Raw genomic sequence first — 25,551 nt, 5'->3', positions numbered from 1 at the left:
GCAGCTGGATAGGGGTAGTGTCCTTTCCCTGACCATGCAAAAGATTGAAGACTACTTCAAGCGCGCTTCATTTGATTGGTTGCACAATCAGGTGGAGTGCGCTTTTTTGCGTGCTTAGGTGGATTGGACGGAAGGGGGAAATCAGTCATGAAGCTGATTAAACAATTAGATTGGTTTATTAAAAGACAGAAACGGACGTATTTGATTGCCATCATCTTACTCATCATCACGGGAGTTGTAGATATGCTGCCACCGTGGATTATTGGACAGGCAATCGATGCGATTCGTGAAGGAAGTTTGACGACAGAACGATTGATCCTCATTGTGTCATCACTTTTAGGCATCATGGTGTTGTCTTATGTGATGTCGTACTTGTGGATCGCCCGACTATTCGGGACAGCCTTTTTACTTGAGAAGAAATTGAGAGGTCGTTTTTTCGGTCACCTCCTCAAACAAACGCCACGCTTTTATCAACAACATCGTACGGGGGACTTGATGGCACTCGCGACAAATGACTTGAAAGCGGTTGAGCGAACAGCGGGATTTGGGGTCATGACATTAGTCGATTCGTTCAACATGACGCTCATCGCGTTGACGATCATGGGTGTATTCATCGATTGGAAGTTGACACTTGCTGCACTTTTGCCGATGCCGATTCTCGCTTGGTCGATGAATAAACTCGGAAGCCAAATTCATACACGTTTCACGGCAGCCCAGGATTCATTTGGAGTGATGAACGACCAAGTTGTCGAGTCAATTTCAGGTCTCCGGGTCGTCCGATCATTCGTTCAAGAAGAGGCGGACACGAAAAAGTTTGATGACATCACAGACGATGTCATGGCGAAAAACATGCACGTCGCAAAAATCGATGTATTGTTTGAACCGGTCATCAAACTCCTTGTCGGACTCAGTTATTTGATTGGGCTATCGTTCGGGACGTATCTCGTCTTTACGAACGACATCACGCTCGGTCAGCTCGTCTCGTTCAACATCTATTTAGGAATGCTCATTTGGCCGATGTATGCATTCGGTGAACTGATCAACGTCGTACAACGGGGAACGGCGAGTCTCGAACGAATTGAATCGACGATGAACGAAGCTCCGGACGTTGCCTCTACGGGGACGGTCCAGATCGACGTTCCGGAGAAAATCACATTTAAATCGCTCTCATTCCGTTATCCGAATGCGAATCGTGATTCGTTAGAGGACATCGTCCTGCACGTTTCGCGTGGCGAGACGATTGGGGTCGTCGGACCGACCGGGGCCGGGAAGACGACGTTATTGCGTCAGTTACTTCGGGAGTATCCGATTGATGATTCACTTCTCGTGAACGGCGTGCCGATTTCGGACATCAAACTCGAAACGGTTCGTGGCTGGAGTGGTTATGTGTCACAAGAACATCTTCTCTTCTCGAAAACGGTTCGCGATAACATTCGTTTCGGAGTGGATGATGTCTCGAATGAGGCGCTAGAGACGGCGATTCGTCTCGCGGCGTTTGATACAGATATTGAACATTTAGAGAATGGTTTAGATACGGTAGTCGGAGAACAGGGTGTCATGCTGTCAGGCGGACAGAAACAACGTCTGTCGATTGCACGAGCGTTGTTGAAGAATCCTGAGATTCTACTCCTTGACGATTCGCTCTCAGCGGTCGATGCGAAGACAGAATCACGCATCATCGATTCCGTTCGTACGAGCCGCGAAGCGAAAACGACATTCATCGTCGCACACCGTCTTTCTGCGGTGGCGCACGCTGATCAAATCCTCGTCCTTCAAGACGGGCGTGTCACAGAACGTGGCACACATGACCAACTGATGGAACGCCACGGTTGGTACTATGAACAATTTATTCGACAAGGAGAGTCGGAGTAATCCGGGAAAGGGGGAATCTCTCATGATCGATCAATATGAATTAGATCCAGTCCGTCGGAAGAAAACGATCCGTTCACTCGTTGGGTACGCCAAACAAGTGAAACGCTCGATCTTCCTCGGATTGACATTACTCTTTTTAGCGGTCGGTGCAGAACTTGCCGGACCGTATATCGCCAAAATCATTATCGATGAGCATATCGTCGCCATCGAACGTGATTGGGTTCAAGTCGAGTCTGGCGGTAGCGTTTCCTTTAATGGAAACTCGTACGAGAAAGAAACGAGGTTTGATGGGCAAGACGTGGTTCAGCCTGTCTCCATCGTGCAGACGACGGACGGATACTATCTCGTCCCTGATGCTGTGATGAGCGGTGGAATCCGAGACGTCGAAGGAGACGTGTTGACGATCACAAGAGGTGATGAGACGGCGACATATGAAAATATCGTCTCGCTCTCGTCGACCGACGTGTTCCAGTTTTATCAAACAGATTTACGAGCAGTGCTCATGCTGTCTGGTCTCTATGTCGTCCTATTGCTACTCGCAGCCGGATTGAACTGGGGACAACAAATGCTCTTGCAACGCTCGGCGCACAGTATCGTGAAAACGATGCGCCTTGACGTGATGAAGCATCTACAAACGATCCCGGTACGCTATTTTGACCAGACGCCAATCGGGAAAATTGTCAGTCGTGTCACGAACGACACGGAGACGATTCGAGACCTGTATTTAGGGGTGCTTGCCCGCGTCTTCCAAAGCGTCGTCATGATGATTGGGGTACTGATTGCGATGTTCTTCCTAGACGTACGTCTAGGCTTCGTCTCACTCATCATCATCCCGGTCGTCATCGTCTGGATCAAATTGTTCCAGCGCTTCTCGACGAAAAATAACTTCCGCGTCCGTGCGCTCGTCGCGGATATGAATGCACAGTTGAATGAAAGCATTCAGACGATGCCGATCATTCAATCGTATGTTCGCGAAGATCTCGTTTACGACGAGTTTAATGAGAAGAACAGTGACAACTTCCAAACGAGACGAAAACTATTGAAATTGGATGCATTGATGAGTCATAACTTGGTCAACTTCTTCCGAAACATGGCGCTCGCCTTACTCATCTGGTTTGTCGGGGCACAAACACTCGGTGGGGGAAGCATCCTGACACTCGGGATCTTGTATGCCTATATCGATTACGTCTCGCGTATTTTTGAGCCAGTGACACAAATCATGAACCAGTTATCACCGCTTCAACAAGCGCTCGTATCGGCCGACCGGATGTTCCAGTTGCTCGATGAAAAAGGAGAGCCGGTCTCATCGGAGCGTATTCCACGATTTAAAGGGGAAGTTGTCTTTGATGATGTGACATTCAGTTATGAAGCAGGGAAACCGGTATTGCAACAGATTGAACTACACGCGGCTCCAGGCGAGACGATTGCCCTTGTTGGACATACGGGCAGTGGGAAGAGTTCGATCATGAACTTGCTCATGCGTTTTTATGACCCATCGAAAGGCGTTCTCCGCATCGATGGAATGGACGTGACGAAACTGCCGACTCAGGCAGTACGAGACCACCTCGGAATCGTCTTACAAGACCCGTTCCTGTTCACTGGAACGATTCGAACAAACATCACACTTGGAGATGAATCCATTACAGATGACCAAGTATGGAAAGCACTGACAGCCGTAGGGGCGGACCGTTTCGTGAAGCAGTTGCCAAAAGGAATCGATGAACCAGTAATTGAACGCGGTGCTTCCCTTTCGAGTGGGGAACGACAATTGATCAGCTTCGCTCGCGCTCTCGTCTTTGACCCGGCCATCCTCGTCCTCGATGAGGCGACAGCGAGTGTCGACTCGGAGACCGAGGCACTGATTCAAGAAGCACTCAAAACACTCACGTTCGGTCGAACGACGTTTGTCATCGCCCACCGACTCTCGACGATTCGGGAAGCGGATCAAATTCTCGTTCTCGACCATGGTCGAATCATCGAACGTGGGAATCATCAGTCGCTCATCGAATTCGGTGGCGTCTATGCCCGAATGCACGAATTACAAAGTAAGCAACAAGCGATCAGTTAAGGAGGTCACATGGAAATCACGGGGAAATATAACCGCGCCAAAGTATTCAATGAACGTATCGATGACATGACGCGGAATCAGATTCAAACCCTTCTCGACCAACCGTTCACAGAAGGAGCATCGATTCGTATCATGCCAGATATGCACGCCGGGAAAGGGTCAGTCGTTGGCACGACGATGACGATTCACGATAAAGTCGTACCGAACTTGGTCGGTGTCGATTTAGGATGTGGGATGCTTTGTACTGAAATCAAAGTCAAACGAATCGACTTTCAGCGACTCGATGACGTGATCCGCGAACTCGTACCGAGCGGGATGAACATTCGCGAGACGGTTCATCCGTACGCGTCTGAACTTCCGCTTGAAGCGGTTCGAGCGCCGTATAAACTCGACCGTGCCTTGCGCTCGGTCGGGTCACTCGGCTCGGGGAACCATTTCATTGAAGTGAACCGGGATGACCAGGGACGTACGTTTCTCGTCATTCATTCGGGTTCGCGCCATCTCGGGGTACAGATTGCCGACCATTATCAAGAGCGCGCGATTCAACACATGATGGAAACGAACGATGTAAAAGAAGCAATCGAACGATTGAAGGATACTGGACGGCAACAAGACATCTCGACGTATCTGGAAGCGGAACGTGAAGCGCGGAAACCATTCCGTGACCTGGCTTATGTCGAAGGGGAGGATATGGACGATTACATGCATGACGTGCGAATCGCCCAACAATACGCAGCAGCGAACCGTCGAGCGATGACGGATGTGATTGTGGAAGCGATGAAGTGGAACGTCGTCAATCAATTCGACACCGTTCACAACTATATCGACCATGACGCAATGATTCTGCGTAAAGGAGCCATCTCCGCGCAAGAAGGAGAGCGTGTCATCATTCCGATGAACATGCGAGACGGTTCGCTCATCTGTACGGGGAAAGGGAACCCGGACTGGAACTTCTCTGGTCCTCACGGAGCAGGTCGGATCATGTCCCGTTCAGCCGCGCGCAAACGAGTCGACTTCAAAGAATTCAAACGTACGATGGAAGGCGTATGGTCGACATCGGTTCGACCGTCGACCGTGGATGAGTCACCATTCGTCTACAAATCGATGAAAGAGATTATCCGTTACATCGAACCGGCGGTCAGCATCGATCAAGTCATCAAACCGTTGTACAACTTCAAGGCGAACTGAGTGAATTTCACTCAGTCTCGCCTTTTTCTTTTTTTCGCAAAATCTGATACGCTTACATCGAGGTGAACGAAATGGAAAAGCGGTTAAGTGATTTATCGAAATATGAGTTAGAGCAAGAGATTCAAGCCTTGCATGAGAGAAAGCGGAAGGCTGAACAAATGGGCATGGTCAGCGAAATCGAAGTTGTCCTTCGACGGATTGCGATTGCCGAAAGCTATTTGGTCGACCCGACATCGTTTCGTCCCGGTGAAACATATGTCGTCAACTACAACGACCAACCGTTCCGCTTAAAATTCGTCAACGGTGTCATGGGTTGGGGTACGTTTGAAGGGGACATGACAGAACGCGCCATCCCACTCTCTGAACTGTCGGAGGTGAAACGATGAACCGAAACGAACAATACGAGCGGCTCGCGGCCATTCTAAAAGAGAAGAACGACGTGCTAAACGATTCGGAAGCCATCACATGGGTCGAAGTGCTATGGGAAGACTTTGAGACGTCGCTCGCCAAGGCAGGCGAACCGTATCCAGGAGAAGCGAAAGCGTTTCAATACGTCATTCAACAGATTGATGCATACGGCGCACAGCTCCATTTGTTCCAAACGAAGAACGAGAAGTTTAAGCACTTGATGTCAAAACGAAATTTACATTGAATCACGTCCGTTGCGGCGTGATTTTTTATTTGCAATTCTCATTCAGTTCGTTATAATGAAGGTCGCTAATAGTTTGCTTGTAAGTATAGTATAGATAAACTTTCTTTAGTTGAACTCATGTTTCACTAAACTAGAAGGAGGCGTTCAGTCGTTGGAAGTAGGTCAAAACATTAAGCGACTCCGGATAAAAAAAGGATTGACCCAAGAGGAGTTAGCGGAGCGTACGGATTTGAGTAAAGGATACATCTCTCAAATCGAACGTGATTTAAGCTCTCCTTCATTAGAGACGTTATTTGATTTGTTGAGCGTCCTTGGAAGTTCACCAAAAGAGTTCTTCGATGAAGACTTGAATCAAAAAGTCGTATACACCGTCGATGACCGCACCACATATACGGATGAGGAACGAAAATATCGGACGGAGTGGCTCATTCCAGAATCAAATGAAAAAGAGATGGAGCCGATTCTCGTCACCTTTTTCAAAAACGGAGAATTTAAGCAATATGAACCTTCCCGTTCAGAGACATTGGTATACGTCTTGTCCGGCAAAGTGGCGCTGAAGTTAGGTCATCACACTTATTTCGCTAAAGCAGGGGAAACAATGTATTATGTCGCCTCGGATTCACACCAACTCGTCAACGATCACGATGGCGAAAGTGAATGTCTCATCGTAGCGACCCATTCTTATTTATAAGTCAATAGAGGAGGAAACAGCATGAATGCAGAGACAATTATTCGTTTTGACCACGTGTCAAAGCGTTACGACGACACTGTCGTCCTAGAAGATATCAGTTTTGAGATTGAGCGTGGGAAGTTTTATACGCTTCTCGGTCCATCGGGATGTGGGAAGACGACAATCCTACGTCTCATCGCCGGATTTACCGACGCGACTGAAGGTGATATTCACTTCAGTGGGAAGCGAATCAACGATGTACCCGCCAACAAACGACAAGTGAACACCGTATTTCAAGATTATGCGCTGTTTCCTCATTTGAACGTATTTGAAAACGTCGCGTTCGGTCTCCGCATTAAAAAGTTGAAAGAAGCAGACATTAAAGCGAAAGTGGAGCAAGCTCTCAAGTTTGTTAACTTAGAAGGATACGGCTCGCGCGAAATCGATGAGATGTCAGGTGGGCAACGTCAACGTGTCGCCATCGCCCGTGCAATCGTGAACGAGCCAGAGGTCATCCTCCTCGATGAACCGTTGTCTGCCTTAGATTTGAAACTTCGTACAGAAATGCAATATGAATTACGTGAGTTGCAACAACGTCTCGGCATCACCTTCATCTTCGTCACACACGACCAAGAAGAGGCGCTCGCGATGTCCGATGAGATTTTCGTCATGAACAACGGGAAAATTGTTCAGAGCGGGACACCGACTGATATTTACGACGAACCGATTAACCGATTCGTCGCAGACTTCATCGGAGAATCGAATATCGTACCGGGTGTCATGCCAGAAGACAATGTCGTCACGTTCGCTGGCAAAACGTTCGATTGCGTCGACCAAGGGTTTGACCGTAACGAAAAAGTCGAGGTTATCATTCGTCCGGAAGACTTGGAGATGACATCCATCGATTCTGCGAAACTGATTGTCGATGTTGATTCACAACTGTTCCGCGGCGTTCACTATGAGATTTGCTGTTACGACCAAGAAGGGAACGAGTGGCTCGTTCACTCGACGAAGAAGTCGACCGTCGGATCAAAAATCGGATTGACGTTTGACGAGGAAGCGATTCACGTCATGCGATTAGGAGAGACAGAAGAAGAGTTCGACCGTCGTCTCGAATCCTATGAGGAGGTCCCTCATGAATCAAACTAACCAGACCGCAAAGACGGTATATTTGACGACATATTGGATTTGGATTGCCTTATTCGTCGTCGCGCCACTCGTCCTCGTCGTCTATTATTCGTTTTTTGATATCGACGGGAACTTGAGTTTAGAAAACTATCAGACGTTCTTCTCTTCGACGTACTTGTCGATGACGTTATCATCATTTTGGTACGCGTTCCTGATTACGTTTTTCTCACTACTCGTCGGGTACCCGACGGCGTATTTGTTGACGAAGACGAGGCATAAGCAACTTTGGCTTTTGCTCATCTTGCTTCCGTCATGGATTAACTTGTTATTAAAAGCGTACGCATTCCTTGGGATTTTTGGAACGTACGGCATCACGAATCAGTTTTTAGAGGCGATCGGGATTGGAACGAAACAGATTCTCTTCACGGACTTCAGTTTCGTCTTCGTCTCGGTATACATTTTCATTCCGTTCATGATTTTGCCGATTTACAACGCGATTGAAAAATTACCACCATCTCTCGTCTATGCATCACGCGACTTAGGTGCATCGAACTGGACGACGTTCCGACGTGTCATCTTCCCGTTGACGCTTGACGGCGTCAAGTCAGGGATTCAAATTGTCTTTATTCCGGCGTTGTCACTCTTCATGATCACACGCCTGATCGCAGGAAACCGTGTCATCACGCTCGGTACAGCGATTGAACAACAATTCCTCGTTACGCAAAACTGGGGGATGGGATCTACGATTGCCGTCTTCTTGATTTTGGCGATGGTTCTCGTCATGGTCATCACGCGTGACTGGGGTGCGAAAGGAGCGGTCCGTCGATGAAACGTAAACGATTCAAACTATCAAACCTATACTTGGCGGCCGTGTTCTTCATTTTATACGCGCCAATCTTATATCTCGTCTTCTACTCGTTCAACAGTGGCGGGACAATGAGTAACTTCGAAGGATTCACCCTTGAGTGGTATAAGTCACTCTTCACGGACACGCGACTTCTTGTCATCGTCTTGAACACGATCGTCATCGCCCTATTATCGGCGACAATTTCGACCGTGCTCGGTGTCATCGGGGCGCTCGCCATCTATACGGCGAAACAAAAGTATACGAAGACATCCCTGTTGTCTTTGAACAACGTCTTGATTGTCAGTCCGGACGTTATCATCGGGGCATCGTTCTTGATTCTCTTCACGATGCTCGGGATTCAGTTAGGCTTCTATTCGGTTCTCTTGTCGCACATCGCGTTCTCGGTTCCGATTGTCGTCATCTTGGTGTTGCCGAAACTTCAAGAGATGAGCCCGACGCTGATCGATGCGTCGCGTGATTTAGGGGCAAGTACATGGGATGTGTTGACGAAAGTCATTCTCCCTTATATCACACCAGGTGTGTTCGCCGGATTCTTCACAGCACTCACGTATTCATTAGATGACTTTGCAGTCACGTTCTTCGTGACAGGGAACGGGTTCACGACACTTGCAGTAGAAGTCTACTCGCGGGCTCGTCAAGGAATCTCGCTTGAAATCAATGCGTTATCTGCGATTTTGTTCGTCTTCACCCTCATCCTTGTCATTGGATATTATGTGTTGGCGCAACGAGGAGCAAAGGAGGTTAGACGATGAAAAAATTAATCATCATGCTGGCTGTTCCGTTGATTGTCAGCTTCGGTCTCCTTCTTTGGATTCAGCAATTGAACGCTGCGCAAGGATTTGGTGGCGACAATACGCTTGTCGTCTATAACTGGGGAGACTATATCGATGAGGATTTGATTGGTGAGTTCGAAGAACAGAGTGGACTAAAAGTTGTCTATCAGACGTTCGATTCGAACGAGGCGATGCTCACGAAAATTGAGCAAGGGGGTACGGCGTTCGATGTAGCCGTTCCTTCAGACTATGCGATTAGTAAGATGATTGAAGAGGATTTGTTGCTTCCAATCGACTACGAGAAGCTTGAGAATTTCGATAACATCGATCCACGCTTTCTCGATAAATCGTTCGACCCAGGTAACAAGTACTCGGTCCCTTACTTCTGGGGAACGGTCGGGATTGTCTATAATCCCGAAATGGTCGATGGTGAAATCACATCGTGGAACGACTTGTGGGAGATGCCGCTTGAAAATGACATCCTTCTTGCAGACGGAACACGAGAAGTGATGGGCTTCGGCTTGAACTCGCTCGGCTATTCGCTCAATACAACGAACAAAGATGAGTTGATTGAAGCGGAACAAAAGCTAGAGACGCTTTGGCCAAACATCAAAGCAATCGTCGGGGATGAAATCAAAATGTTGATGGCAAACCGTGAAGCGGCAGCGGCTGTCGTTTGGTCTGGAGATGCGTCGGAAATCATGTACGAAAATGAAGAACTAACGTATGTCATTCCGGAAGAAGGAACGAATCTTTGGTTCGATAACCTCGTCATTCCAAGTACGGCACAAAATGTGGACGGTGCGCATCAATTCATCGACTTCATGCTAGATGCAGAGATTGCAGCGCGAAATACGGACTATGTCGGCTATTCGACTCCGAACGAAGCAGCACTCGAGTTTTTAGATGAAGAAGTAACGTCAGATGAGCGGTTCTACCCATCTCGCGAAGTGACGCAAGAACTTGAAGTGTATGAAAACTTAGGGAAGCGGATGAACGCTTACTATAACGAATTGTATTTACGCTTTAAAATGCAGAGCAAATAATAAAACATATTATTATTGTTTGAGAGTTAGAAATATAAAAGCGATTGATTCGGTGCTCGTTCCAAATCAATCGCTTTTTTCAACTAGAACGAAATAGGTGTTCACATCATGGATAAAGTTCATTCTCTTCTATAAAATCTAAAAACGTATCTTGCAACTCATTTTCTGTGTCCTGAGAGTCTAGCGACAGACTCAGTTCGAGTTCACTATCGTTTAAAGTAGAGCTGCCATCGATAATACCTAGCATATGAGAAACCGTTTCAATCATAGTCTGTTCTATTATTTTTAACAAAGTCTCTTGACCTTCGCTATCGGATCCCTGATATAGACCGAGTGCTTGTTTCCAATATCCATCCATGTCCGAAGTGATTTCTGATGTTGTGTATATTTCTTTGGATTCAGCCAAACTTTCTTTAATAACCGTCTCATAAATCGCTTTCACGAACTCAATATTTTTTTCTGTCATCGTTTATTCCTCCTATTTTCTTGTATGCAAAATCATCTATGATCTGTTCGTTTAAAAAAGCTTTTTGATGTTTGATATGAATGACTTCAACTATTAGTATCTCATCGATTATTTGATTAAAGAAATAAATTTTAAATATTCTCTTCTTTCGAGATAAGGGTTGATCCTTCTAAAAAATATAGGTTGATTCAATGTTTTCAATTACGAAGTAACGTGACAAGTCATTTATTTATTTTTCGTGATTTAGGATAATCGTTTTTTAATCAGAAAGGACCCATCGAAATGGGTCCTTTCTGTCATGCTTCATGTTTTAACGTGTCACGCTCTTCTTCTGTAAAGACTCGAGAACGTCCTAAAAATCGTTTTCCTTCGACACCTTCGAGGGAAAACATACCGCCTCGACCATCGACCACATCGATAATGAGTTGTGTATGTTTCCAATAATCATATTGTTTCTCGTGGATATAGAATGGGGTGTCGCCGATTTCACCAAGGAGCACATCATGATCGCCCACCATGAACTCGTCGCGTGGAAAGCACATGGGTGAACTTCCATCACAGCATCCTCCCGATTGATGAAACAGAAGTGGACCGTGTTTCGATTTTAGACGTTCAATCAGTTCGAGCGCGGCGGGGGTGGCCTCGACTCGTTTCACCATCTTAGAAGAACCCGAGCTTCTGTTCGCTGTAGCTGACGAGCATGTTTTTCGTCCGTTGATAATGACCAAGCATCATCTTATGGTTCTCGCGTCCAATCCCAGACATTTTATAGCCGCCGAACGCAGCGTGTGCCGGGTATGAATGGTAGCAGTTGATCCAGACGCGGCCTGCTTGGATTTCACGACCGAACCGATAGGCACGGTTCATGTCACGTGTCCAAACACCTGCTCCAAGTCCATAGAGCGTATCGTTCGCGATGGCGAGTGCTTCCGCATCATCTTTGAACGTCGTCACCGATAAGACCGGTCCGAAAATCTCTTCTTGGAAGATGCGCATCTTGTTATGACCTTTAAAGATGGTCGGTTGAATGTAATACCCATCCGCAAGGTCTCCATCCATCATGTTACGTTCTCCACCGATGAGACACTCCGCGCCTTCTTCTTTCCCGATTTCAAGGTAAGAGAGGATTTTCTCCATTTGTTCGTTCGATGCTTGTGCACCCATCATGACGTCCGAATCGAGCGGATTGCCGAGTTTAATCGCTTTGACGCGCTCGAGCACACGCTCCATGAATTTGTCATAGATGGATTCTTGGATCAATGCACGAGACGGACACGTACACACTTCACCTTGGTTTAAGGCGAACATGACGAGGCCTTCAATCGCTTTATCGAAGAAATCATCATCGGCTTCCATGATATCTGCGAAGAAGATGTTTGGAGATTTCCCACCAAGCTCGAGTGTGACCGGGATGATGTTTTGTGAAGCGTACTGCATGATCAAGCGACCCGTTGTTGTCTCGCCTGTGAAGGCGACTTTATCGACACGATCACTCGATGCGAGCGGTTTACCTGCCTCAAGACCGAAACCGTTTACGATGTTCACGACACCTGGTGGCAATAAATCTTCAATCAGTTCCATAAGGACCATGATCGAAGAAGGTGTTTGTTCGGCTGGTTTTAAGACGACACAGTTTCCAGCTGCGAGTGCCGGAGCGAGTTTCCATACCGCCATCAAGATTGGGAAGTTCCACGGAATGATTTGAGCGACGACGCCGAGCGGCTCATGGAAGTGATAGGCGACTGTATCGTTGTCGAGTTCACTGATTCCGCCTTCCTGTGAACGAATCACACCGGCGAAGTAACGGAAGTGATCAATCGCGAGCGGAAGGTCGGCATTGAGCGTTTCCCGAACTGCTTTACCATTCTCCCATGTTTCTGCATATGCGAGCATCTCGAGATTCTCTTCCATGAGATCAGCAATTTTATTCAAGATGACAGAACGTTCCGCGACGGATGTTTTGCCCCAATCATCTTTTGCTGCATGTGCAGCGTCCAATGCGAGTTCAATATCCTCTTTCGTTGAGCGGGCGACTTCACATAATACTTTCCCATTTACAGGAGATGTGTTTTCAAAGTATTCTCCACCAGCCGGTGCGGTCCACTTTCCGTTAATAAAGTTCTCGTAACGGTCCTTAAACTGTACTTTCGTTCCTGCTGAGTTCGGTACTTCATAAATCATGTTCATTCCTCCCTTTTCATACGAGATAGAGGAGTTATGTATGCGCTTACATTTTTAGGTAAGCGAACGACTCCCTTTTTTCATCGTAACGGTATGTTGTGATAAAAGTCAAAATTTTTCGACAATAATTTGTCAATCTTTTGTAAAAACGTTTTGAAGTCAAGGTTTTTGGTAATCAGTACATTGTGTACATCATTCAATTACCTATAAGGAGTGAACTAACATGGCGAAGACATATCAAGTTGATCCGGCGCACAGTTCCATCACCTTCACTGTTAAACATATGATGATTTCAAAGGTAAAAGGCGAATTTAAAGAGTTTGATATCGAAGCGAACGGAGACCCGAACGACTTGGCAAATGCAAGCGTGAAAGTGACGATTCAGGCAGCATCCGTGGATACGAACAATTCGGATCGAGACAATCACCTCCGTTCAGGAGACTTTTTCAATGCAGAAGAATATCCACATATCGTGTTTCAATCGACATCATTCCGCTCGAAAGGCGGCGGTGAGTTTGAATTGACAGGAGATTTGACGATTCGAGGAACGACACGGGAAGAAACGTTCGAAGTCGAGTATGAGGGAAGTGCAAAAGATCCATGGGGTAACATGAAACACGCTTTCTCAGGGGAAGGTTCTCTCAACCGAGAAGATTATGGATTGACATGGAACCAAGCGCTCGAAGCGGGAGGTGTCCTCGTCGATAAAAAAGTCAAATTTGAGTTCGAGCTGCAGTTCACTGAAGCCGAGGTATAAGAAAAGTCGCTCATCTGAGCGACTTTTTATTGTTCGTATACTAGTTTTTTCTGAAGGCTGTCTTCGCTGAATACCCAACCAGTAAAGGAAGATAATACTTCGTTTGACTGTTCGTCTACGATGACGACAGCGACGAACGGATACATATTTTTTGAGAAATAACGTAAGTTCGTGAAACGATATTCAATCATTCCGTTATGGCGTGTCACGGTATACGTATGAATTTTTGAAAACTCGAGGAACGCTTGTAAATCTGCATTTTTTCGAGCTTCAACGAAATGTAAATCTTCTTCTCCAGGCATCGGTTTGTCGCGGAAGCGACCACACTCGATGACTTTCCCTTTCTTCACTTTCACGGCTCCGAGACCATTACGGAAACGGACGGCAACGTGCCAGTCATCCCAACCGATTCCTGGTGAGATAAATAGTTCATGCGCACCTGCAAAGTGTCGTGCCACGGTAGCGAGCGCGCGGTTACGTAATTTAAACTGAATTGCATAGTAACTAATGACAAGCGCAATGAGCAATGCAAAAATAGGGACAGTCGCACCGGTAATCATCCATAATGCATATGCACCGTAATAGGCAGAGAACAAGTACGGATCAAACGTTCCGATGACACCCCAGCCAATCCACTTTTTCGAAAATGGCTGTAGCGCTTGCGTCCCGTAAGCGTTGAACAAATCGACCGTAACATGTAACAACACGGCGATTTGTGCCATCACCCATAGGGATGCGGGATTAACGCCAAGCACCGTACCGATGACGGCACTGACGATGATCGGCCAAGCAAGCAGTGCGGTGATTCCGTGTGAACGACCGCGATGTTGGCGTAAATACGTACTATTTCCTTTTAACTTAAAGACGGTGTCGAAGTCTGGGGCATGCGAGCCGACGAGAGCCGTCGCTGTCATGGCCAGAAACATCTGTGCATCACCTGACACTTCCGGGCTGAGCGTCGCGATGGCACTTAAACCAAGTCCCATACCAATGTGTGTCGCAGTATCCAATGTGCTTCAGCACCTCCATCAATAAATACAAAATCACGTCATCTATTCTTAATAATCATACAATATTTTTAAAACGAGGGGAAACACAATGCTTAATCTTGATAAATTGTTCACAAATTATAATATTCATCAATTCAATGAGGAGTTGGTCACGTGGTTCAATCGTGAAAAGCGTGATTTACCTTGGCGTCATGCGAAAAATCCATATCGTGTCTGGGTGAGCGAAGTGATGTTGCAACAGACTCGGGTCGACACGGTCATCCCATATTACAACCGTTTCATGGAACGATTCCCGACACTTGAGGCGCTCGCTTCCGCCAAGACAGAGGAGGTCGTCAAATATTGGGAAGGGCTCGGTTATTACTCCCGCATCCGAAACTTACACGAGGCGGTCAAAGAAGTCGCTTCTGTTTATGATGGCATCGTACCCGAAGAGAAGGAACGTTTTGAAAAGTTGAAGGGAGTCGGACCCTATACAACAGGAGCGGTGTTGTCGATTGCTTACAACCAACCGGAACCAGCAGTCGATGGAAACGTCATGCGCGTCATGTCCCGACAATTCGGGATCTATGACGATATCGCCGTACCGAAGACGCGTAAACTCTTTGAACAAGTCGTTCGTCGTTTGATGGACCCGACTCATGCGTCCGAATTTAATGAAGGCGTCATGGAGTTAGGGGCAACGGTCTGTACACCGAAAAATCCAATGTGCTCGCTCTGTCCGGTCCAAGATACCTGTTATGCGTATGCCCATCACGTACAAGATGAGCTGCCGGTCAAAACGAAAAAAGGAGCGGCACGTGTCGAAATGTATGACGCGCTATGCATCGAAAAAGACGGGAAAGTCGCCTATGAACAACGACCGGACAAAGGACTACTCGCTGGGATGTGGCAATATCCGCTTACAGAACGAGGAACGGGGGAACAGGTAAACGGAACTTATCTCGGGCAAGTGAAACACGTCTTCTCCCATATCGTCTGGTATATCGATTTATATCGAGTCGATACGCTCCCGACCGATGATGTCGTCTGGTTAGACGCCTCAGAGCGCGAGGTGAAGACAGTTTCTGTGGCTCAACAAAAACTAGAACGATTGGCAGGTGGTGAAAGTGAGACGGTTTGATGTAGAGTCGACATACGATACGACGATTGATACGCTATGGGATCTATTACAGGATGCTTCGCTTTTGACGAAGCTGACAAAGTTTCCTAAAGTACGTCTGGTGGGGGATGGTGCCTCGGTCGAAGGCAATGAAGTGAAGTTGTTAATAGGGGTCGGTCCAATAGAATTGCCTTGGAATAGTGCCATCACGATTTCAGGAAACCGGGCGTTCTGTGATCAAGGGAAGGCACTGCCGTTTCCGTTCAAGCGGTTCACACATGTGCATCGAGTCGAGTCGCGTGACGGAAAGGCGGTCATGATTGACGAAGTGACGTTCGATAGCTATGTTCCGAACATACTCGTCGAATATTTCGTGCTTCGTCCGATGTTTCAGGAACGGGCACGGGCCTTCCAAAAAACACTAAATTCATGAAAATAAGAGATTTCCTTTTTCATTGGTTCTGAAAGTCGCTATAATTAAATATGAGAATTGTATAGCATCACAGCGGAAAGGAGGAGCTTATGAGCTTATTTCCCAAAGCAGGTAGCAAAATCGAGATACAGAGCTACAAGCACAACGGAACTTTGCATCGCGTTTGGGAAGAAACGCTCGTCCTTCAGTCGTCAAAAACGGATATGATCGGATTCAACGACCGCATCATGGTCAGTGAGTCAGACGGTCGGCAATGGAGAACGCGTGAGCCGGCAATTTGCTACTTTTCATCTGAGTATTGGTTCAATGTCATCTGTATGATTCGCGAAGACGGGATTTACTACTACTGTAATCTAGGTTCGCCGACTACATTTGATGGGGATGAACGTGCCATCAAATATATCGATTACGATTTGGACATCAAGGTGTTCCCAGATATGTCGTATACGATTTTAGATGAAGATGAATATGAGCGGCATCGTCGCGAGATGAATTATCCGAAAGCGATTGATCGAATCTTGAAGCAGAACGTGCAAGAACTGATCAACTGGATTCGAGGACGGAAAGGGCCGTTCAACCCAACATTCGTCGATGAATGGTATCGCGAATACGAAGCACGTTACCGGAGATGATTCCTCATCTCCGCTTTTTTTCTTAATGAAGGAGGAACTATGGGTAGTATTAAACGTTATCTGCAATTTGTTAAGCCTTATAAAAAACAAATTGCCCTAACGATTTTCGTCGGGATTTTAAAGTTTTCCATCCCGCTCGGATTACCGTTACTTTATAAATATGTCATTGATAATTATTTAGGTGATGATGCGCCGAGACAGGACTATACGACGCTTGTCTGGTTATTCAGTATCGTCTTCTTCGTCTTTCTCGTTCTCAAGCCGCCGATTGAATACTTGCGTCAATATTTGGCGCAGTGGGCCGCGACCCGTGTCTTGTTCGATGTACGGAACAGACTGTTCGATCACGTCCAGAAGTTGTCGCTTCGCTTTTATTCAAACAATAAGACGGGGCAAATCATTTCGCGGATCATCAACGACGTCGAACAGACGAAAGACTTCGTCATCACCGGCTTGATGAATATTTGGCTCGATATGATTACGATTTTCATCGCTATTGGAATCATGTACACGATTGATCCACAACTCACACTGATCGCCATCTTACCACTTCCGTTCTATGCATTTGCGGTCCGTTATTTCTATGGACGGTTGCGTCGTTTGACGCGTGAACGCTCGGCAGCGCTCGCTGATCTTCAGGGACATTTGACAGAACGTGTGAATGGGATGGCGGTTATTCGGAGTTTTGCGCTAGAGCCATATGAAAACAAGGCGTTCGAACAACAGAACGGCGGGTTCTTGAATGCGGCGCTTAAACATACGAGTTGGAACGCCAAAACGTATGTCGTCGTGTCCACCATCACTGATATCGCGCCAATCCTCATCTTCACAACGGCGTCGTGGCTCGTTATTCAAGAACAGGTAACGCTCGGTACGCTCGTTGCATTCATTGCTTATATTGACCGTCTGTATGCGCCGCTCGGGCGTCTCGTCAACTCGGCGACGACACTCACGCAGTCGGTCGCTTCGATGGACCGTGTCTTTGAATTCTTGGATGAGACATATGATATCGAGGAGAAACCGAACGGATTCGTCCCACTGTCGACAGCGGGTAAAATCGATCTTGAGCATGTGAGCTTTTCATATGAGCAAGACGGAACACGAGCATTGAACGATGTGAACCTTCAAATTCGTTCTGGGGAACGCGTAGCATTCGTCGGGATGTCCGGTGGCGGAAAGTCCACACTGGTCAGTCTGATTCCACGCTTCTATGACGTGACGGATGGAAGTATCAAAATCGACGGGGTCGATGTACGTGATTTCAAATTGCGTGCGCTCCGTGACCAGATTGGAATGGTCATGCAAGACTCGGTCCTCTTCAGTGAATCGGTCTCGATGAACATCCGCATGGGGAATCCGGATGCGACGGATGAAGAAGTCATCGCAGCGGCGAAGGCGGCTAACGCTCATGAATTCATTTCGAAACTGCAAGATGGATATGCAACACCGGTCGGGGAGAAAGGTGTCAAGCTTTCCGGAGGACAAAAGCAACGACTCGCAATCGCGCGTGTGTTCTTGAAGAACCCTCCGATTTTGATTCTAGATGAGGCGACGAGCGCACTCGACTTAGAGAGTGAAGCGATGATTCAAGACTCGCTTGCTCGTCTGACGAAAGGGCGTACGACGTTAATCGTTGCCCATCGCTTGTCGACGATCACCGACGCCGATCAAATCGTCGTTGTTGAGAACGGTCGAATCATGGAGACGGGGACGCACGAAGAACTGATGCGTCGTCGTGGTGCCTATTATGACCTATATATGATTCAAGATTTAGCCGTAGTTGAATAACGAAAAAGTCGAGTCCTTATAGGGCTCGACTTTTTTAGTGGTCTAAAAATCGTTTACGCACATCGGGGGAAGGGAGCGTGCACACTTCCTTCTTCCCGAATAAACGTGTCCGATGTTTGGCGAAGAGATCATATCCGCGATCACGAATCCATTTAGGTACGAATCGGATGAACCGGAGCAGGCGCCAACGGCCATCAAGGTGCTCGGCAATCCGAATCGCTGCGTCTGATTTCAAGTAAGGAACACCTTCTTCAATGTAGACGATACTGTCGACTGATTCTGGGATTCGGTGTCGTGCTCGATACGAATGACCGACCTCGCTTTGGAGCGATGCAAAGTGAATCGAGGCATGTCGGTCGTGACGAATAATGAACTGGACACTGGCATCGCAAAAGTTGCAGTCTCCATCGAATAACACAATCGCAGGCAAGTGCTTCGCCTCCTTCATCGTACTGTTTTACCGTTTTGTCTTCATGTTAAACGTCAAGCCGCGAGTTGGCGAGCTGCTTGCATCTTGTAGAGCGAAACATAATACAAGTAAGCGCCGAGCGCACCGAAGATAAAGATATACCCGCTCATGAAGATAGGACCGATGAATGCACCGACGACGATACCTGCTGCCGCGACGAGTTTGGCACCATGGAACGTCAGGCCACCGAATGCAAGATAAGAAGCGCGTCGCTTGGGGTCGAGCAAATCGACTTGTTTCACTTGTCGAATCGGAGAGTAGAGAAGTTCACCAATCGTAAAGATGATTGCAAGTGCAGCGAGAACGATGAAGGAATTCATCGATGTGATGGCAGCATAGGCCGTCACGTACAACGATAATCCGACGAAGAAGACGGCTTTCTCTTTAAACCGCTTGACGAATGCGGTGACGGCGAACGTGATGGCGACGACAAGTAACGTGTTTTCAAGTTGCATAAAAGCCATCATGCGTACCCCGTCAAACGGTATTCCGAGAATTTGTCGACTTTCGAAGGACTCTGCTAAATGAACACCGATGTAATTCGCCATATGAAACTCGGTCGAAAAGACGAGCATGCTTCCAAGGACGAAGGTGATCCAACGACGATCGCGCAACGCAATTTTATAGTTCTCAATAACTCCATGAATCGGATTTGATGGAGTTGAACGGTTCCCAGTATACGTATCGACCAAATAACGTTGAAGCACCATCGTCGTGATGGTAAGAACGATTGTCATGCCGATGAAGAGAGCGAAGCGATGGTCTCGATAAAAAGCACCTCCAAGCATGACACCTCCTGCGATGGCCAAATTGACGAGCCAATAGTCATATACATAGATGGCTTTTCGATTCGATTCTTCCATCGAATCGATGACGATCGCCTCGAGTGCCGGATAGTTTAATCCGTTCGACACGGCATGCCCGAAGTAAAGGATGGCGACGACGAGTGCCCAGTTGTTCGATGGGTGAATGGCGACGGTCATACCAAGAAAACAGATGATTTGAATCACTTGACCAATTTGTAAGATCACCTTTCGATTGAAACGATCGGAGAAGTACCCACCAAATAGGCCGGTCAAGTAGCCGACGATCACGAATGACGTCATGATGATTCCAGCGGGCACTTTGCCAAGTTCTTCTGAAAAGTAGAGCGCCATGAATGGGAAAATGGCAGAGCCGACGATTCGAATGCAAAATCCGCAAACGAGTCGCAAGCGGACATTTAATGGAAAATCCTTAAATTTCATATTATGAGCACCTCCTTGGTTCTACTGTAATGGGGGACGGTACTCAATAAAAAGAGACACTTTTGGTGAAGGTGTCCCCTTTTAGGCAATAAAAAAGAGATGCTCGCGCATCTCTTTCTCACAACTGTGCAAACGAGCGGTTGACCGCTTCGATTGTCTCGTCGATATCTTGCTTCGTATGTTCTGTTGTGAGGAACCAAGCCTCATATTTCGATGGAGCCAAGTTCACACCGTTTTCAAGCATCAACTTGAAGAAACGTCCGAACTTCTCACCGTCTGATTTCTCTGCACCTTCGTAATCAGTAACGATTTCATCCGTGAAGTATACCGTGAGCGCTCCCTTCAAACGGTTGAGAGTGATGGTCACGCCATGTTTCTCTGCCGCTTCACGGATCCCTGCCTCAAGTCGTGCACCGAGTGTGTCTAACTTTTCATAAACGCCAGGTTGTTCAAGTACTTCGAGACACGCGATTCCTGTCGCCATCGAGGCCGGGTTTCCTGCCATTGTGCCGGCTTGATACGCAGGTCCGAGTGGTGCGACCGTCTCCATGATTTCGGCTTTTCCGCCATAAGCGCCAATTGGTAGACCACCACCAATAATCTTCCCAAGTGCCGTCATATCCGGTTCGATTCCGTATACTTGTTGGGCACTTCCATATGTGAAGCGGAATGCTGTGATGACTTCATCATAGATGACGAGAGCGCCATGTTCGTGCGTGATATCATTAACAGCCTGGAGGAAACCTGGCTTCGGTTCTACGATTCCGAAGTTCCCGACAATCGGTTCGACGAGAACACATGCGACCTGGTCTCCCCATTCCTTCATCATCTCGCGATACGCTTCGATGTCGTTGAATGGGACGGTGATGACTTCTTTAGCTGTGGCTTTTGTCACACCTGCTGAGTCTGGAGAACCGAGTGTTGCCGGACCACTACCTGCTGCAATCAGCATGAGATCCGAATGTCCGTGGTAACAACCGCTGAATTTTACGACGAGTTCACGACCGGTATAAGCACGGGCGACTCGAACTGTCGTCATCACGGCTTCTGTTCCGGAGTTGGTGAATCGTACTTTATCCATAGAAGGGATGGCTTGTTTTAGTTTCTTCGCAAACTCAACCTCAAGACGGTGAGGTGTGCCGTATAATAAACCTTTTGAAGAAGCGTTCATTAGCGCTTCGTGAATGTGTGGGTGGGCATGGCCGGTAATGATCGGACCGTATGCTGCCAAATAATCGATGTAACGATTGCCGTCTACATCATAAAAATAGGCACCTTCCCCGCGTTCCATATAAACAGGGGCGCCGCCACCGACCGCTTTAAATGAGCGGGATGGACTGTTGACACCTCCGACGATGTGAGTGAGTGCATCTTGGTATAATGCATCGGATGACTGACGATTTGATGAAGTAGTCATATGTATTGCCTCCTTATTCAAATTCGCACTTATTGTATCATAGCCGTCAACCGCATAAGCTCAGTGTTTGACGAGTAGTTGAGAAATCAGTACACTATTTATAAAGATTACTATGTAAGAAATAAGTTAATGTTCAAAACTATTTCGCATGAATTTTATAGAAGAAATGAGGGATTGACGTGGGAAGCGAAATGCTTGACCATGCTGTTCAGTCGCTCCGGGAACATGGAGTCAGAATGACGCCTCAGCGCCAGGCCATTTTGGAGTACCTCGTCACGGAGCACAGTCACCCGACAGCGGATGACATTTATAAGGCACTTGCCGCACGTTTTCCAAACATGAGTGTGGCCACTGTATATAACAACTTGCGCGTCTTTAAAGAAGTGGGTCTCGTTCAAGAGATGAACTATGGGGACGCCTCAAGTCGCTTTGATTTTGTGACGTCGAAACACTATCACATCATTTGTGACACATGTGGAAAAGTCGTCGACTTCAACTATCCAGTGTTAGATGAAATCGAATCGGTCGCATCTCAATTGACTGGGTTCAAAGTCGATCGTCACCGCCTTGAAGTGTATGGAACGTGCCCGTCTTGCCAATCTGAGCAATCACAAACACATTAAAAACCACATCCGAATATTCGGATGTGGTTTTTTGTATCAGTCCGTTTGTTGCGACTGACGCTTGTTATATTTTTCATCAAACTCTTTACCTTCAAGTGAGCGGTCAATTGTGAGCGGTTCATCACAATGCATACATAAGTCGACGCGCCCGAGCATTTTCGTCTCTTTCTCACAGTTCGGACACGTGACGATGATTGCTTTTGTCGAGGCCATCCCGACGATGAAGTAAAGGGCAGAGCTTGCGAGCACCATGATAAATCCAAGGAGCATAAAAATAATCATGAGCCAAGTAATGGATTTGGCGAGAAGTCCGAGATACATGACACCGATTCCGCCAAAAATCAGGAGTAATGCTATATTACGTGCACGGTTGATTTTGTTCCCCCGTTTTTTCATAAGTGAATCCCTCCAATAGTCTGTCTCTATCATAGCTCATCTTCAAACGGGTGAGAAGTTCCTGCACTTTTTCGGCAGGAGTTTTTTGAAAAGAGGGCGAATCTTGTTCGTATCGAAAATGACAATCGTCATATATAGTCAACTTACGATTGGGAGAGAAGGGGTCCAGATGACGATGGAATATGCGACTCGCACCATTTATTCAGAATATGCTGCATTAAAAACAACGCTCGGAATTATTGAAGTGAAGAAAAAACGAGCACGTGATCCGTTGACGGATCAATCGGATCGTCTGCTCATTGTCATTGAAGCGAGACCGGATCCATTTTGGACGGTAAAACATTATCAGGTCGGTCAAGAAAGAATCGTTTTGCACGTCGTTAGCGACTCGATGATGGACAGATGGATCGTCTTAAATGAAAACCGACGCGCGATTCATTGGATTGAAGACGGAATTGTTCTATTTGAACGGAATGAATACATCTTAGAATTGCGACAACGAAATCGTAATTTGACGAATAGAGAACAACGTCTTCAACTGTCGCTTTCGTTTGCGAAACTATTGCGTCGTTTTGAAGATGGTCGCTACTTATTTTTAGAAGGCGAATTCCAAGATGCCTTTACCCAGATTCACCATGCGCTCACACACTTGGCGAGACTTTCGATTCTAGAGGCTGGAATTCATCCTGAAATTGTTTTGTGGGAACAAGTCCGAGCAATCGATTTTGAAATTTATAAGCTGCACGAAGAACTTGTCGGGGGACAAGAGACACTTGAACAACGAATCCATCTCGTCGTGATTGGGATGGAACATTTGATTCAATCAAAAGTGTTGCCCGGCACACTATTGTTACTTCAGACGATGCAAGAGAAAGATGGGGCTTGGACGTTCTCTGAATTGATGGATCATCCAAACTTAAATGAGCTTCGTGTCGACCTCGGAAGTATCATCGGATTTTTAGTGAAAAAAGGATATGTTCGTACGGTCACGAGACCGACAAAGGGAGTTGGAGTAGAGGCGGTACTTTATGAGATTGCCTAATTCCCAGTATGTAAGCATGATGAGGAGACGATACGTCGCATGAAATTTTTGAAGTTTAGCATCGGAACGATTTTCATTCTATTTATCACGTTTGTGATTTCCGTCGTTGTCGCTCTCTTTACGATGGGAGAGCCAATCACGCAAGGACGCCCCATTCTTTGGACGATTTGGTATATGGCGGCTTTGTTGATTGTATGTATGGGGCTTTACGATTTTTCTCCTTTAACGAACCATAAAGTGAAACGGGTCCTCGGTTGGGGAGCTTTGTCAGGGGTGATTGTATTCGCTTCTGTCAAAGGGTACTACATGTATCAAGATCATTTAAAAATTGAAGAGCGTGGTGTAGAGTTGATTGACTATCAGCCGTTTACGAACTCAGATCGATTGGCGAAATTGAAGCATCCGACATCCGTTTCATTCGTGAATGGTGTACCACGGTTGGATGGTGCGACAGCCCTTTACCCGATGTATGCTTCATTCGTAGAAGCTGTGTATCCAAACTCCGGAACGTATGACCCGTATAATGATCAAGTGAGTAAAGTCGTTTCGACGACAACGCCAGAAGCGTACAGTCGATTAATGAACGATCAAACGGACTTGATTTTTGTTGCGGGTCCGTCCGATCGTCAGTTGCAAGTTGCGAAGCAAAAGGACGTATCTCTACATATGACACCTGTTGGTAGAGAAGCATTTGTTTTCTTCGTTCATGAAGATAATCCGGTCGAATCTTTGACGATGGAACAAGTCCGTGAAATTTATGCGGGTGACATTCGCAATTGGAAAGAGGTCGGTGGCAGCTCCGAAACCATTCGTGCTTTCCAACGACCAGAGGATAGCGGTAGTCAAACAGCGTTGCAAAAGATGATGGGCGAACGAAAGTTGATGGAGGCACCCGTCGAAGATGTCCCTGAAGGAATGGGTGGAATCATTCAACAAGCCTCATCGTATCGAAATCATAAAAATGCGATTGGGTTCTCATTCCGATACTATGCGACAGAAATGGTGAATGATCATAAAATTAAGTTACTTCGTATAGAAGGAATCGAACCGACCGTTAAAACGATTCAAGACGGATCTTATCCGCTGACCTCTGAATTTTACGCAGTCACTACGGAAGAAAAAGCAGAACAATATGATGCTTTTCTAGCGTGGTTAGGTAGCGAGGATGGCCAGGCGTTGGTCGAAAAGACGGGTTACGTTCGTCTTAAATGAAACAGGCAATTAAGGTTTACTTTTCGTCTTATCAGCGAAGAGTAAATCTTTTTTTTAATTTTATTGTTTTTTGTATTGACGAAGTGGTAAATAGAGATTATAGTTATAAACGTTGTCACGGCAAAAGATTATTTCAGAAAAACAATTTGTGAAAAAAGTTGTTGACGAAAACAATTGAAACGTGATAGATTAATGAAGTCGCTAAGAGCGGCAGACGAACTTTGAAAACTGAACGATGAGGCAAAAATAAGTTTTACAATTTTTGAATGAAGCGCAAGCTTCGTCAATTTAAGAGCTATATCAAATTCTTTGGAGAGTTTGATCCTGGCTCAGGACGAACGCTGGCGGCGTGCCTAATACATGCAAGTCGAGCGCAGGAAACCGTCTGAACCCTTCGGGGGGACGACGGCGGAATGAGCGGCGGACGGGTGAGTAACACGTAAAGAACCTGCCCATAGGTCTGGGATAACCACGAGAAATCGGGGCTAATACCGGATGTGTCATCGGACCG

Annotated in this window: 26 protein-coding genes and 1 rRNA gene; 19 read left to right on the top strand and 8 right to left on the bottom strand. The window is 46.7% G+C overall.

Annotated features, from left to right (window positions below; genetic code table 11):
- Window positions 1-147 precede the first annotated feature (147 nt).
- The 10 genes from KNP04_RS12335 to KNP04_RS12290 all read left to right on the top strand — a co-directional run bounded on the left by KNP04_RS12335 (window position 148) and on the right by KNP04_RS12290 (window position 10,265).
- Window positions 148-1,872, top strand: a complete 1,725-nt coding sequence (locus KNP04_RS12335) for an ABC transporter ATP-binding protein (RefSeq protein ID WP_214876465.1) — start codon at window positions 148-150, stop codon at window positions 1,870-1,872.
- Between the two features lie 22 nt (window positions 1,873-1,894).
- Entirely contained in the window at window positions 1,895-3,940 is a 2,046-nt protein-coding gene (locus tag KNP04_RS12330) for an ABC transporter ATP-binding protein (protein WP_214876463.1), read from the top strand.
- Between the two features lie 9 nt (window positions 3,941-3,949).
- The gene (locus tag KNP04_RS12325) at window positions 3,950-5,128 is read left to right on the top strand and encodes an RtcB family protein (RefSeq protein ID WP_214876461.1); all 1,179 of its coding nucleotides are present in this window, start codon (window positions 3,950-3,952) and stop codon (window positions 5,126-5,128) included.
- 71 nt (window positions 5,129-5,199) lie between these two features.
- Window positions 5,200-5,514, top strand: coding sequence for a YfhH family protein (locus KNP04_RS12320; protein WP_074033104.1), 315 nt, complete (start codon window positions 5,200-5,202; stop codon window positions 5,512-5,514).
- Window positions 5,511-5,780: a YfhJ family protein gene (locus KNP04_RS12315; protein WP_074033105.1), complete on the top strand. Its 270-nt coding sequence runs from the start codon at window positions 5,511-5,513 to the stop codon at window positions 5,778-5,780. Before KNP04_RS12320 ends, KNP04_RS12315 begins: the two co-directional genes overlap by 4 nt.
- 151 nt (window positions 5,781-5,931) lie before the next feature.
- Window positions 5,932-6,471, top strand: a complete 540-nt coding sequence (locus tag KNP04_RS12310) for a helix-turn-helix domain-containing protein (RefSeq protein WP_214747136.1) — start codon at window positions 5,932-5,934, stop codon at window positions 6,469-6,471.
- A 21-nt stretch (window positions 6,472-6,492) separates the two neighbouring features.
- Window positions 6,493-7,599 carry an ABC transporter ATP-binding protein gene (locus KNP04_RS12305; RefSeq protein WP_214785666.1) on the top strand — a complete coding sequence of 369 codons (1,107 nt, stop codon included), beginning with the start codon at window positions 6,493-6,495 and terminating at the stop codon, window positions 7,597-7,599.
- Window positions 7,586-8,407, top strand: coding sequence for an ABC transporter permease (locus KNP04_RS12300; protein WP_214822242.1), 822 nt, complete (start codon window positions 7,586-7,588; stop codon window positions 8,405-8,407). Before KNP04_RS12305 ends, KNP04_RS12300 begins: the two co-directional genes overlap by 14 nt.
- On the top strand, window positions 8,404-9,198 hold the full coding sequence (locus KNP04_RS12295; RefSeq protein ID WP_074033109.1) for an ABC transporter permease: 795 nt from the start codon (window positions 8,404-8,406) through the stop codon (window positions 9,196-9,198). The genes KNP04_RS12300 and KNP04_RS12295 overlap by 4 nt, the downstream gene beginning before the upstream one ends.
- Entirely contained in the window at window positions 9,195-10,265 is a 1,071-nt protein-coding gene (locus KNP04_RS12290; protein WP_214822244.1) for an ABC transporter substrate-binding protein, read from the top strand. Before KNP04_RS12295 ends, KNP04_RS12290 begins: the two co-directional genes overlap by 4 nt.
- Window positions 10,266-10,371: 106 nt before the next feature.
- Here the strand turns inward: KNP04_RS12290 and KNP04_RS12285 are convergent, their stop codons facing one another.
- The 3 genes from KNP04_RS12285 to adh all read right to left on the bottom strand — a co-directional run bounded on the left by KNP04_RS12285 (window position 10,372) and on the right by adh (window position 12,912).
- Window positions 10,372-10,731 (bottom strand): transposase, encoded by a 360-nt coding sequence (locus KNP04_RS12285; protein ID WP_214822246.1) that lies wholly within the window; start codon window positions 10,729-10,731, stop codon window positions 10,372-10,374.
- Between the two features lie 296 nt (window positions 10,732-11,027).
- Window positions 11,028-11,390 (bottom strand): DUF779 domain-containing protein, encoded by a 363-nt coding sequence (locus KNP04_RS12280; RefSeq protein ID WP_214822248.1) that lies wholly within the window; start codon window positions 11,388-11,390, stop codon window positions 11,028-11,030.
- A gap of 1 nt (window position 11,391) precedes the next feature.
- Window positions 11,392-12,912, bottom strand: a complete 1,521-nt coding sequence (gene adh, locus KNP04_RS12275) for an aldehyde dehydrogenase (protein ID WP_214876459.1) — start codon at window positions 12,910-12,912, stop codon at window positions 11,392-11,394.
- A 223-nt stretch (window positions 12,913-13,135) separates the two neighbouring features.
- On the opposite strand from adh, the gene KNP04_RS12270 reads away from it, so the two are divergent.
- Window positions 13,136-13,669, top strand: a complete 534-nt coding sequence (locus KNP04_RS12270; protein WP_214876457.1) for a YceI family protein — start codon at window positions 13,136-13,138, stop codon at window positions 13,667-13,669.
- A 26-nt stretch (window positions 13,670-13,695) separates the two neighbouring features.
- Here KNP04_RS12270 and KNP04_RS12265 read toward each other — a convergent pair whose 3' ends face one another.
- Window positions 13,696-14,679, bottom strand: a complete 984-nt coding sequence (locus tag KNP04_RS12265; RefSeq protein ID WP_214703981.1) for a metal-dependent hydrolase — start codon at window positions 14,677-14,679, stop codon at window positions 13,696-13,698.
- Window positions 14,680-14,767: 88 nt separating this feature from the next.
- On the opposite strand from KNP04_RS12265, the gene mutY reads away from it, so the two are divergent.
- The 4 genes from mutY (at window position 14,768) to KNP04_RS12245 (ending at window position 18,634) form a co-directional block, all read left to right on the top strand.
- On the top strand, window positions 14,768-15,802 hold the full coding sequence (mutY, locus tag KNP04_RS12260; RefSeq protein WP_214876455.1) for an A/G-specific adenine glycosylase: 1,035 nt from the start codon (window positions 14,768-14,770) through the stop codon (window positions 15,800-15,802).
- Complete coding sequence (locus KNP04_RS12255; protein ID WP_214876453.1) at window positions 15,789-16,214, top strand: hypothetical protein; 426 nt, start codon at window positions 15,789-15,791, stop codon at window positions 16,212-16,214. The genes mutY and KNP04_RS12255 overlap by 14 nt, the downstream gene beginning before the upstream one ends.
- Before the next feature lie 89 nt (window positions 16,215-16,303).
- Complete coding sequence (ntdP, locus tag KNP04_RS12250; RefSeq protein WP_015880896.1) at window positions 16,304-16,846, top strand: nucleoside tri-diphosphate phosphatase; 543 nt, start codon at window positions 16,304-16,306, stop codon at window positions 16,844-16,846.
- 39 nt (window positions 16,847-16,885) lie between these two features.
- A complete protein-coding gene (locus KNP04_RS12245) occupies window positions 16,886-18,634 on the top strand; it encodes an ABC transporter ATP-binding protein (RefSeq protein WP_214876451.1) in 1,749 nt (582 codons plus the stop codon).
- Between the two features lie 34 nt (window positions 18,635-18,668).
- Here KNP04_RS12245 and KNP04_RS12240 read toward each other — a convergent pair whose 3' ends face one another.
- The 3 genes from KNP04_RS12240 to KNP04_RS12230 form a co-directional block, all read right to left on the bottom strand.
- On the bottom strand, window positions 18,669-19,064 hold the full coding sequence (locus KNP04_RS12240) for a thiol-disulfide oxidoreductase DCC family protein (RefSeq protein ID WP_214750060.1): 396 nt from the start codon (window positions 19,062-19,064) through the stop codon (window positions 18,669-18,671).
- A 53-nt stretch (window positions 19,065-19,117) separates the two neighbouring features.
- On the bottom strand, window positions 19,118-20,350 hold the full coding sequence (locus tag KNP04_RS12235) for an MFS transporter (protein WP_214876449.1): 1,233 nt from the start codon (window positions 20,348-20,350) through the stop codon (window positions 19,118-19,120).
- Window positions 20,351-20,468: 118 nt separating this feature from the next.
- A complete protein-coding gene (locus KNP04_RS12230) occupies window positions 20,469-21,767 on the bottom strand; it encodes a glutamate-1-semialdehyde 2,1-aminomutase (RefSeq protein WP_214876447.1) in 1,299 nt (432 codons plus the stop codon).
- 191 nt (window positions 21,768-21,958) lie between these two features.
- Here KNP04_RS12230 and perR point away from each other — a divergent pair, with 191 nt between their 5' ends.
- On the top strand, window positions 21,959-22,390 hold the full coding sequence (perR, locus tag KNP04_RS12225) for a peroxide-responsive transcriptional repressor PerR (protein WP_031421138.1): 432 nt from the start codon (window positions 21,959-21,961) through the stop codon (window positions 22,388-22,390).
- A 36-nt stretch (window positions 22,391-22,426) separates the two neighbouring features.
- On the opposite strand, the gene KNP04_RS12220 is transcribed toward perR, so the two are convergent.
- A complete protein-coding gene (locus KNP04_RS12220) occupies window positions 22,427-22,786 on the bottom strand; it encodes a YgzB family protein (RefSeq protein ID WP_015880902.1) in 360 nt (119 codons plus the stop codon).
- A gap of 103 nt (window positions 22,787-22,889) precedes the next feature.
- On the opposite strand from KNP04_RS12220, the gene KNP04_RS12215 reads away from it, so the two are divergent.
- The 3 genes from KNP04_RS12215 to KNP04_RS12205 all read left to right on the top strand — a co-directional run.
- Window positions 22,890-23,828, top strand: a complete 939-nt coding sequence (locus KNP04_RS12215; protein WP_251129944.1) for a nucleotidyltransferase-like protein — start codon at window positions 22,890-22,892, stop codon at window positions 23,826-23,828.
- Window positions 23,829-23,867: 39 nt separating this feature from the next.
- Window positions 23,868-25,040, top strand: a complete 1,173-nt coding sequence (locus KNP04_RS12210) for a PstS family phosphate ABC transporter substrate-binding protein (RefSeq protein ID WP_214876445.1) — start codon at window positions 23,868-23,870, stop codon at window positions 25,038-25,040.
- A gap of 306 nt (window positions 25,041-25,346) precedes the next feature.
- A 16S ribosomal RNA gene (locus KNP04_RS12205) occupies window positions 25,347-25,551 on the top strand; the annotation flags it as partial.

The organism is Exiguobacterium sp. CH10 (assembly GCF_018617635.1).
GTDB lineage: Bacteria > Bacillota > Bacilli > Exiguobacteriales > Exiguobacteriaceae > Exiguobacterium > Exiguobacterium aestuarii_A.
Note: the sequence above shows the minus strand (reverse complement) of the source record. Positions and strands in the feature narration are given on the sequence as shown.

What these genes read in the sequence shown, in the direction of transcription:
- KNP04_RS12335 (WP_214876465.1), top strand. Translation starts at nt 148, where the DNA reads ATGAAGCTGATTAAACAATTAGATTGGTTTATTAAAAGACAGAAACGG.
- mutY (WP_214876455.1), top strand. Translation starts at nt 14,768, where the DNA reads ATGCTTAATCTTGATAAATTGTTCACAAATTATAATATTCATCAATTC.
- KNP04_RS12330 (WP_214876463.1), top strand. Translation starts at nt 1,895, where the DNA reads ATGATCGATCAATATGAATTAGATCCAGTCCGTCGGAAGAAAACGATC.
- KNP04_RS12210 (WP_214876445.1), top strand. Translation starts at nt 23,868, where the DNA reads ATGAAATTTTTGAAGTTTAGCATCGGAACGATTTTCATTCTATTTATC.
- perR (WP_031421138.1), top strand. Translation starts at nt 21,959, where the DNA reads ATGCTTGACCATGCTGTTCAGTCGCTCCGGGAACATGGAGTCAGAATG.
- ntdP (WP_015880896.1), top strand. Translation starts at nt 16,304, where the DNA reads ATGAGCTTATTTCCCAAAGCAGGTAGCAAAATCGAGATACAGAGCTAC.
- KNP04_RS12285 (WP_214822246.1), bottom strand. Translation starts at nt 10,731, where the DNA reads ATGACAGAAAAAAATATTGAGTTCGTGAAAGCGATTTATGAGACGGTT.
- KNP04_RS12280 (WP_214822248.1), bottom strand. Translation starts at nt 11,390, where the DNA reads ATGGTGAAACGAGTCGAGGCCACCCCCGCCGCGCTCGAACTGATTGAA.
- adh (WP_214876459.1), bottom strand. Translation starts at nt 12,912, where the DNA reads ATGATTTATGAAGTACCGAACTCAGCAGGAACGAAAGTACAGTTTAAG.
- KNP04_RS12325 (WP_214876461.1), top strand. Translation starts at nt 3,950, where the DNA reads ATGGAAATCACGGGGAAATATAACCGCGCCAAAGTATTCAATGAACGT.
- KNP04_RS12270 (WP_214876457.1), top strand. Translation starts at nt 13,136, where the DNA reads ATGGCGAAGACATATCAAGTTGATCCGGCGCACAGTTCCATCACCTTC.
- KNP04_RS12230 (WP_214876447.1), bottom strand. Translation starts at nt 21,767, where the DNA reads ATGACTACTTCATCAAATCGTCAGTCATCCGATGCATTATACCAAGAT.
- KNP04_RS12295 (WP_074033109.1), top strand. Translation starts at nt 8,404, where the DNA reads ATGAAACGTAAACGATTCAAACTATCAAACCTATACTTGGCGGCCGTG.
- KNP04_RS12290 (WP_214822244.1), top strand. Translation starts at nt 9,195, where the DNA reads ATGAAAAAATTAATCATCATGCTGGCTGTTCCGTTGATTGTCAGCTTC.
- KNP04_RS12220 (WP_015880902.1), bottom strand. Translation starts at nt 22,786, where the DNA reads ATGAAAAAACGGGGGAACAAAATCAACCGTGCACGTAATATAGCATTA.
- KNP04_RS12300 (WP_214822242.1), top strand. Translation starts at nt 7,586, where the DNA reads ATGAATCAAACTAACCAGACCGCAAAGACGGTATATTTGACGACATAT.
- KNP04_RS12305 (WP_214785666.1), top strand. Translation starts at nt 6,493, where the DNA reads ATGAATGCAGAGACAATTATTCGTTTTGACCACGTGTCAAAGCGTTAC.
- KNP04_RS12245 (WP_214876451.1), top strand. Translation starts at nt 16,886, where the DNA reads ATGGGTAGTATTAAACGTTATCTGCAATTTGTTAAGCCTTATAAAAAA.
- KNP04_RS12235 (WP_214876449.1), bottom strand. Translation starts at nt 20,350, where the DNA reads ATGAAATTTAAGGATTTTCCATTAAATGTCCGCTTGCGACTCGTTTGC.
- KNP04_RS12320 (WP_074033104.1), top strand. Translation starts at nt 5,200, where the DNA reads ATGGAAAAGCGGTTAAGTGATTTATCGAAATATGAGTTAGAGCAAGAG.
- KNP04_RS12315 (WP_074033105.1), top strand. Translation starts at nt 5,511, where the DNA reads ATGAACCGAAACGAACAATACGAGCGGCTCGCGGCCATTCTAAAAGAG.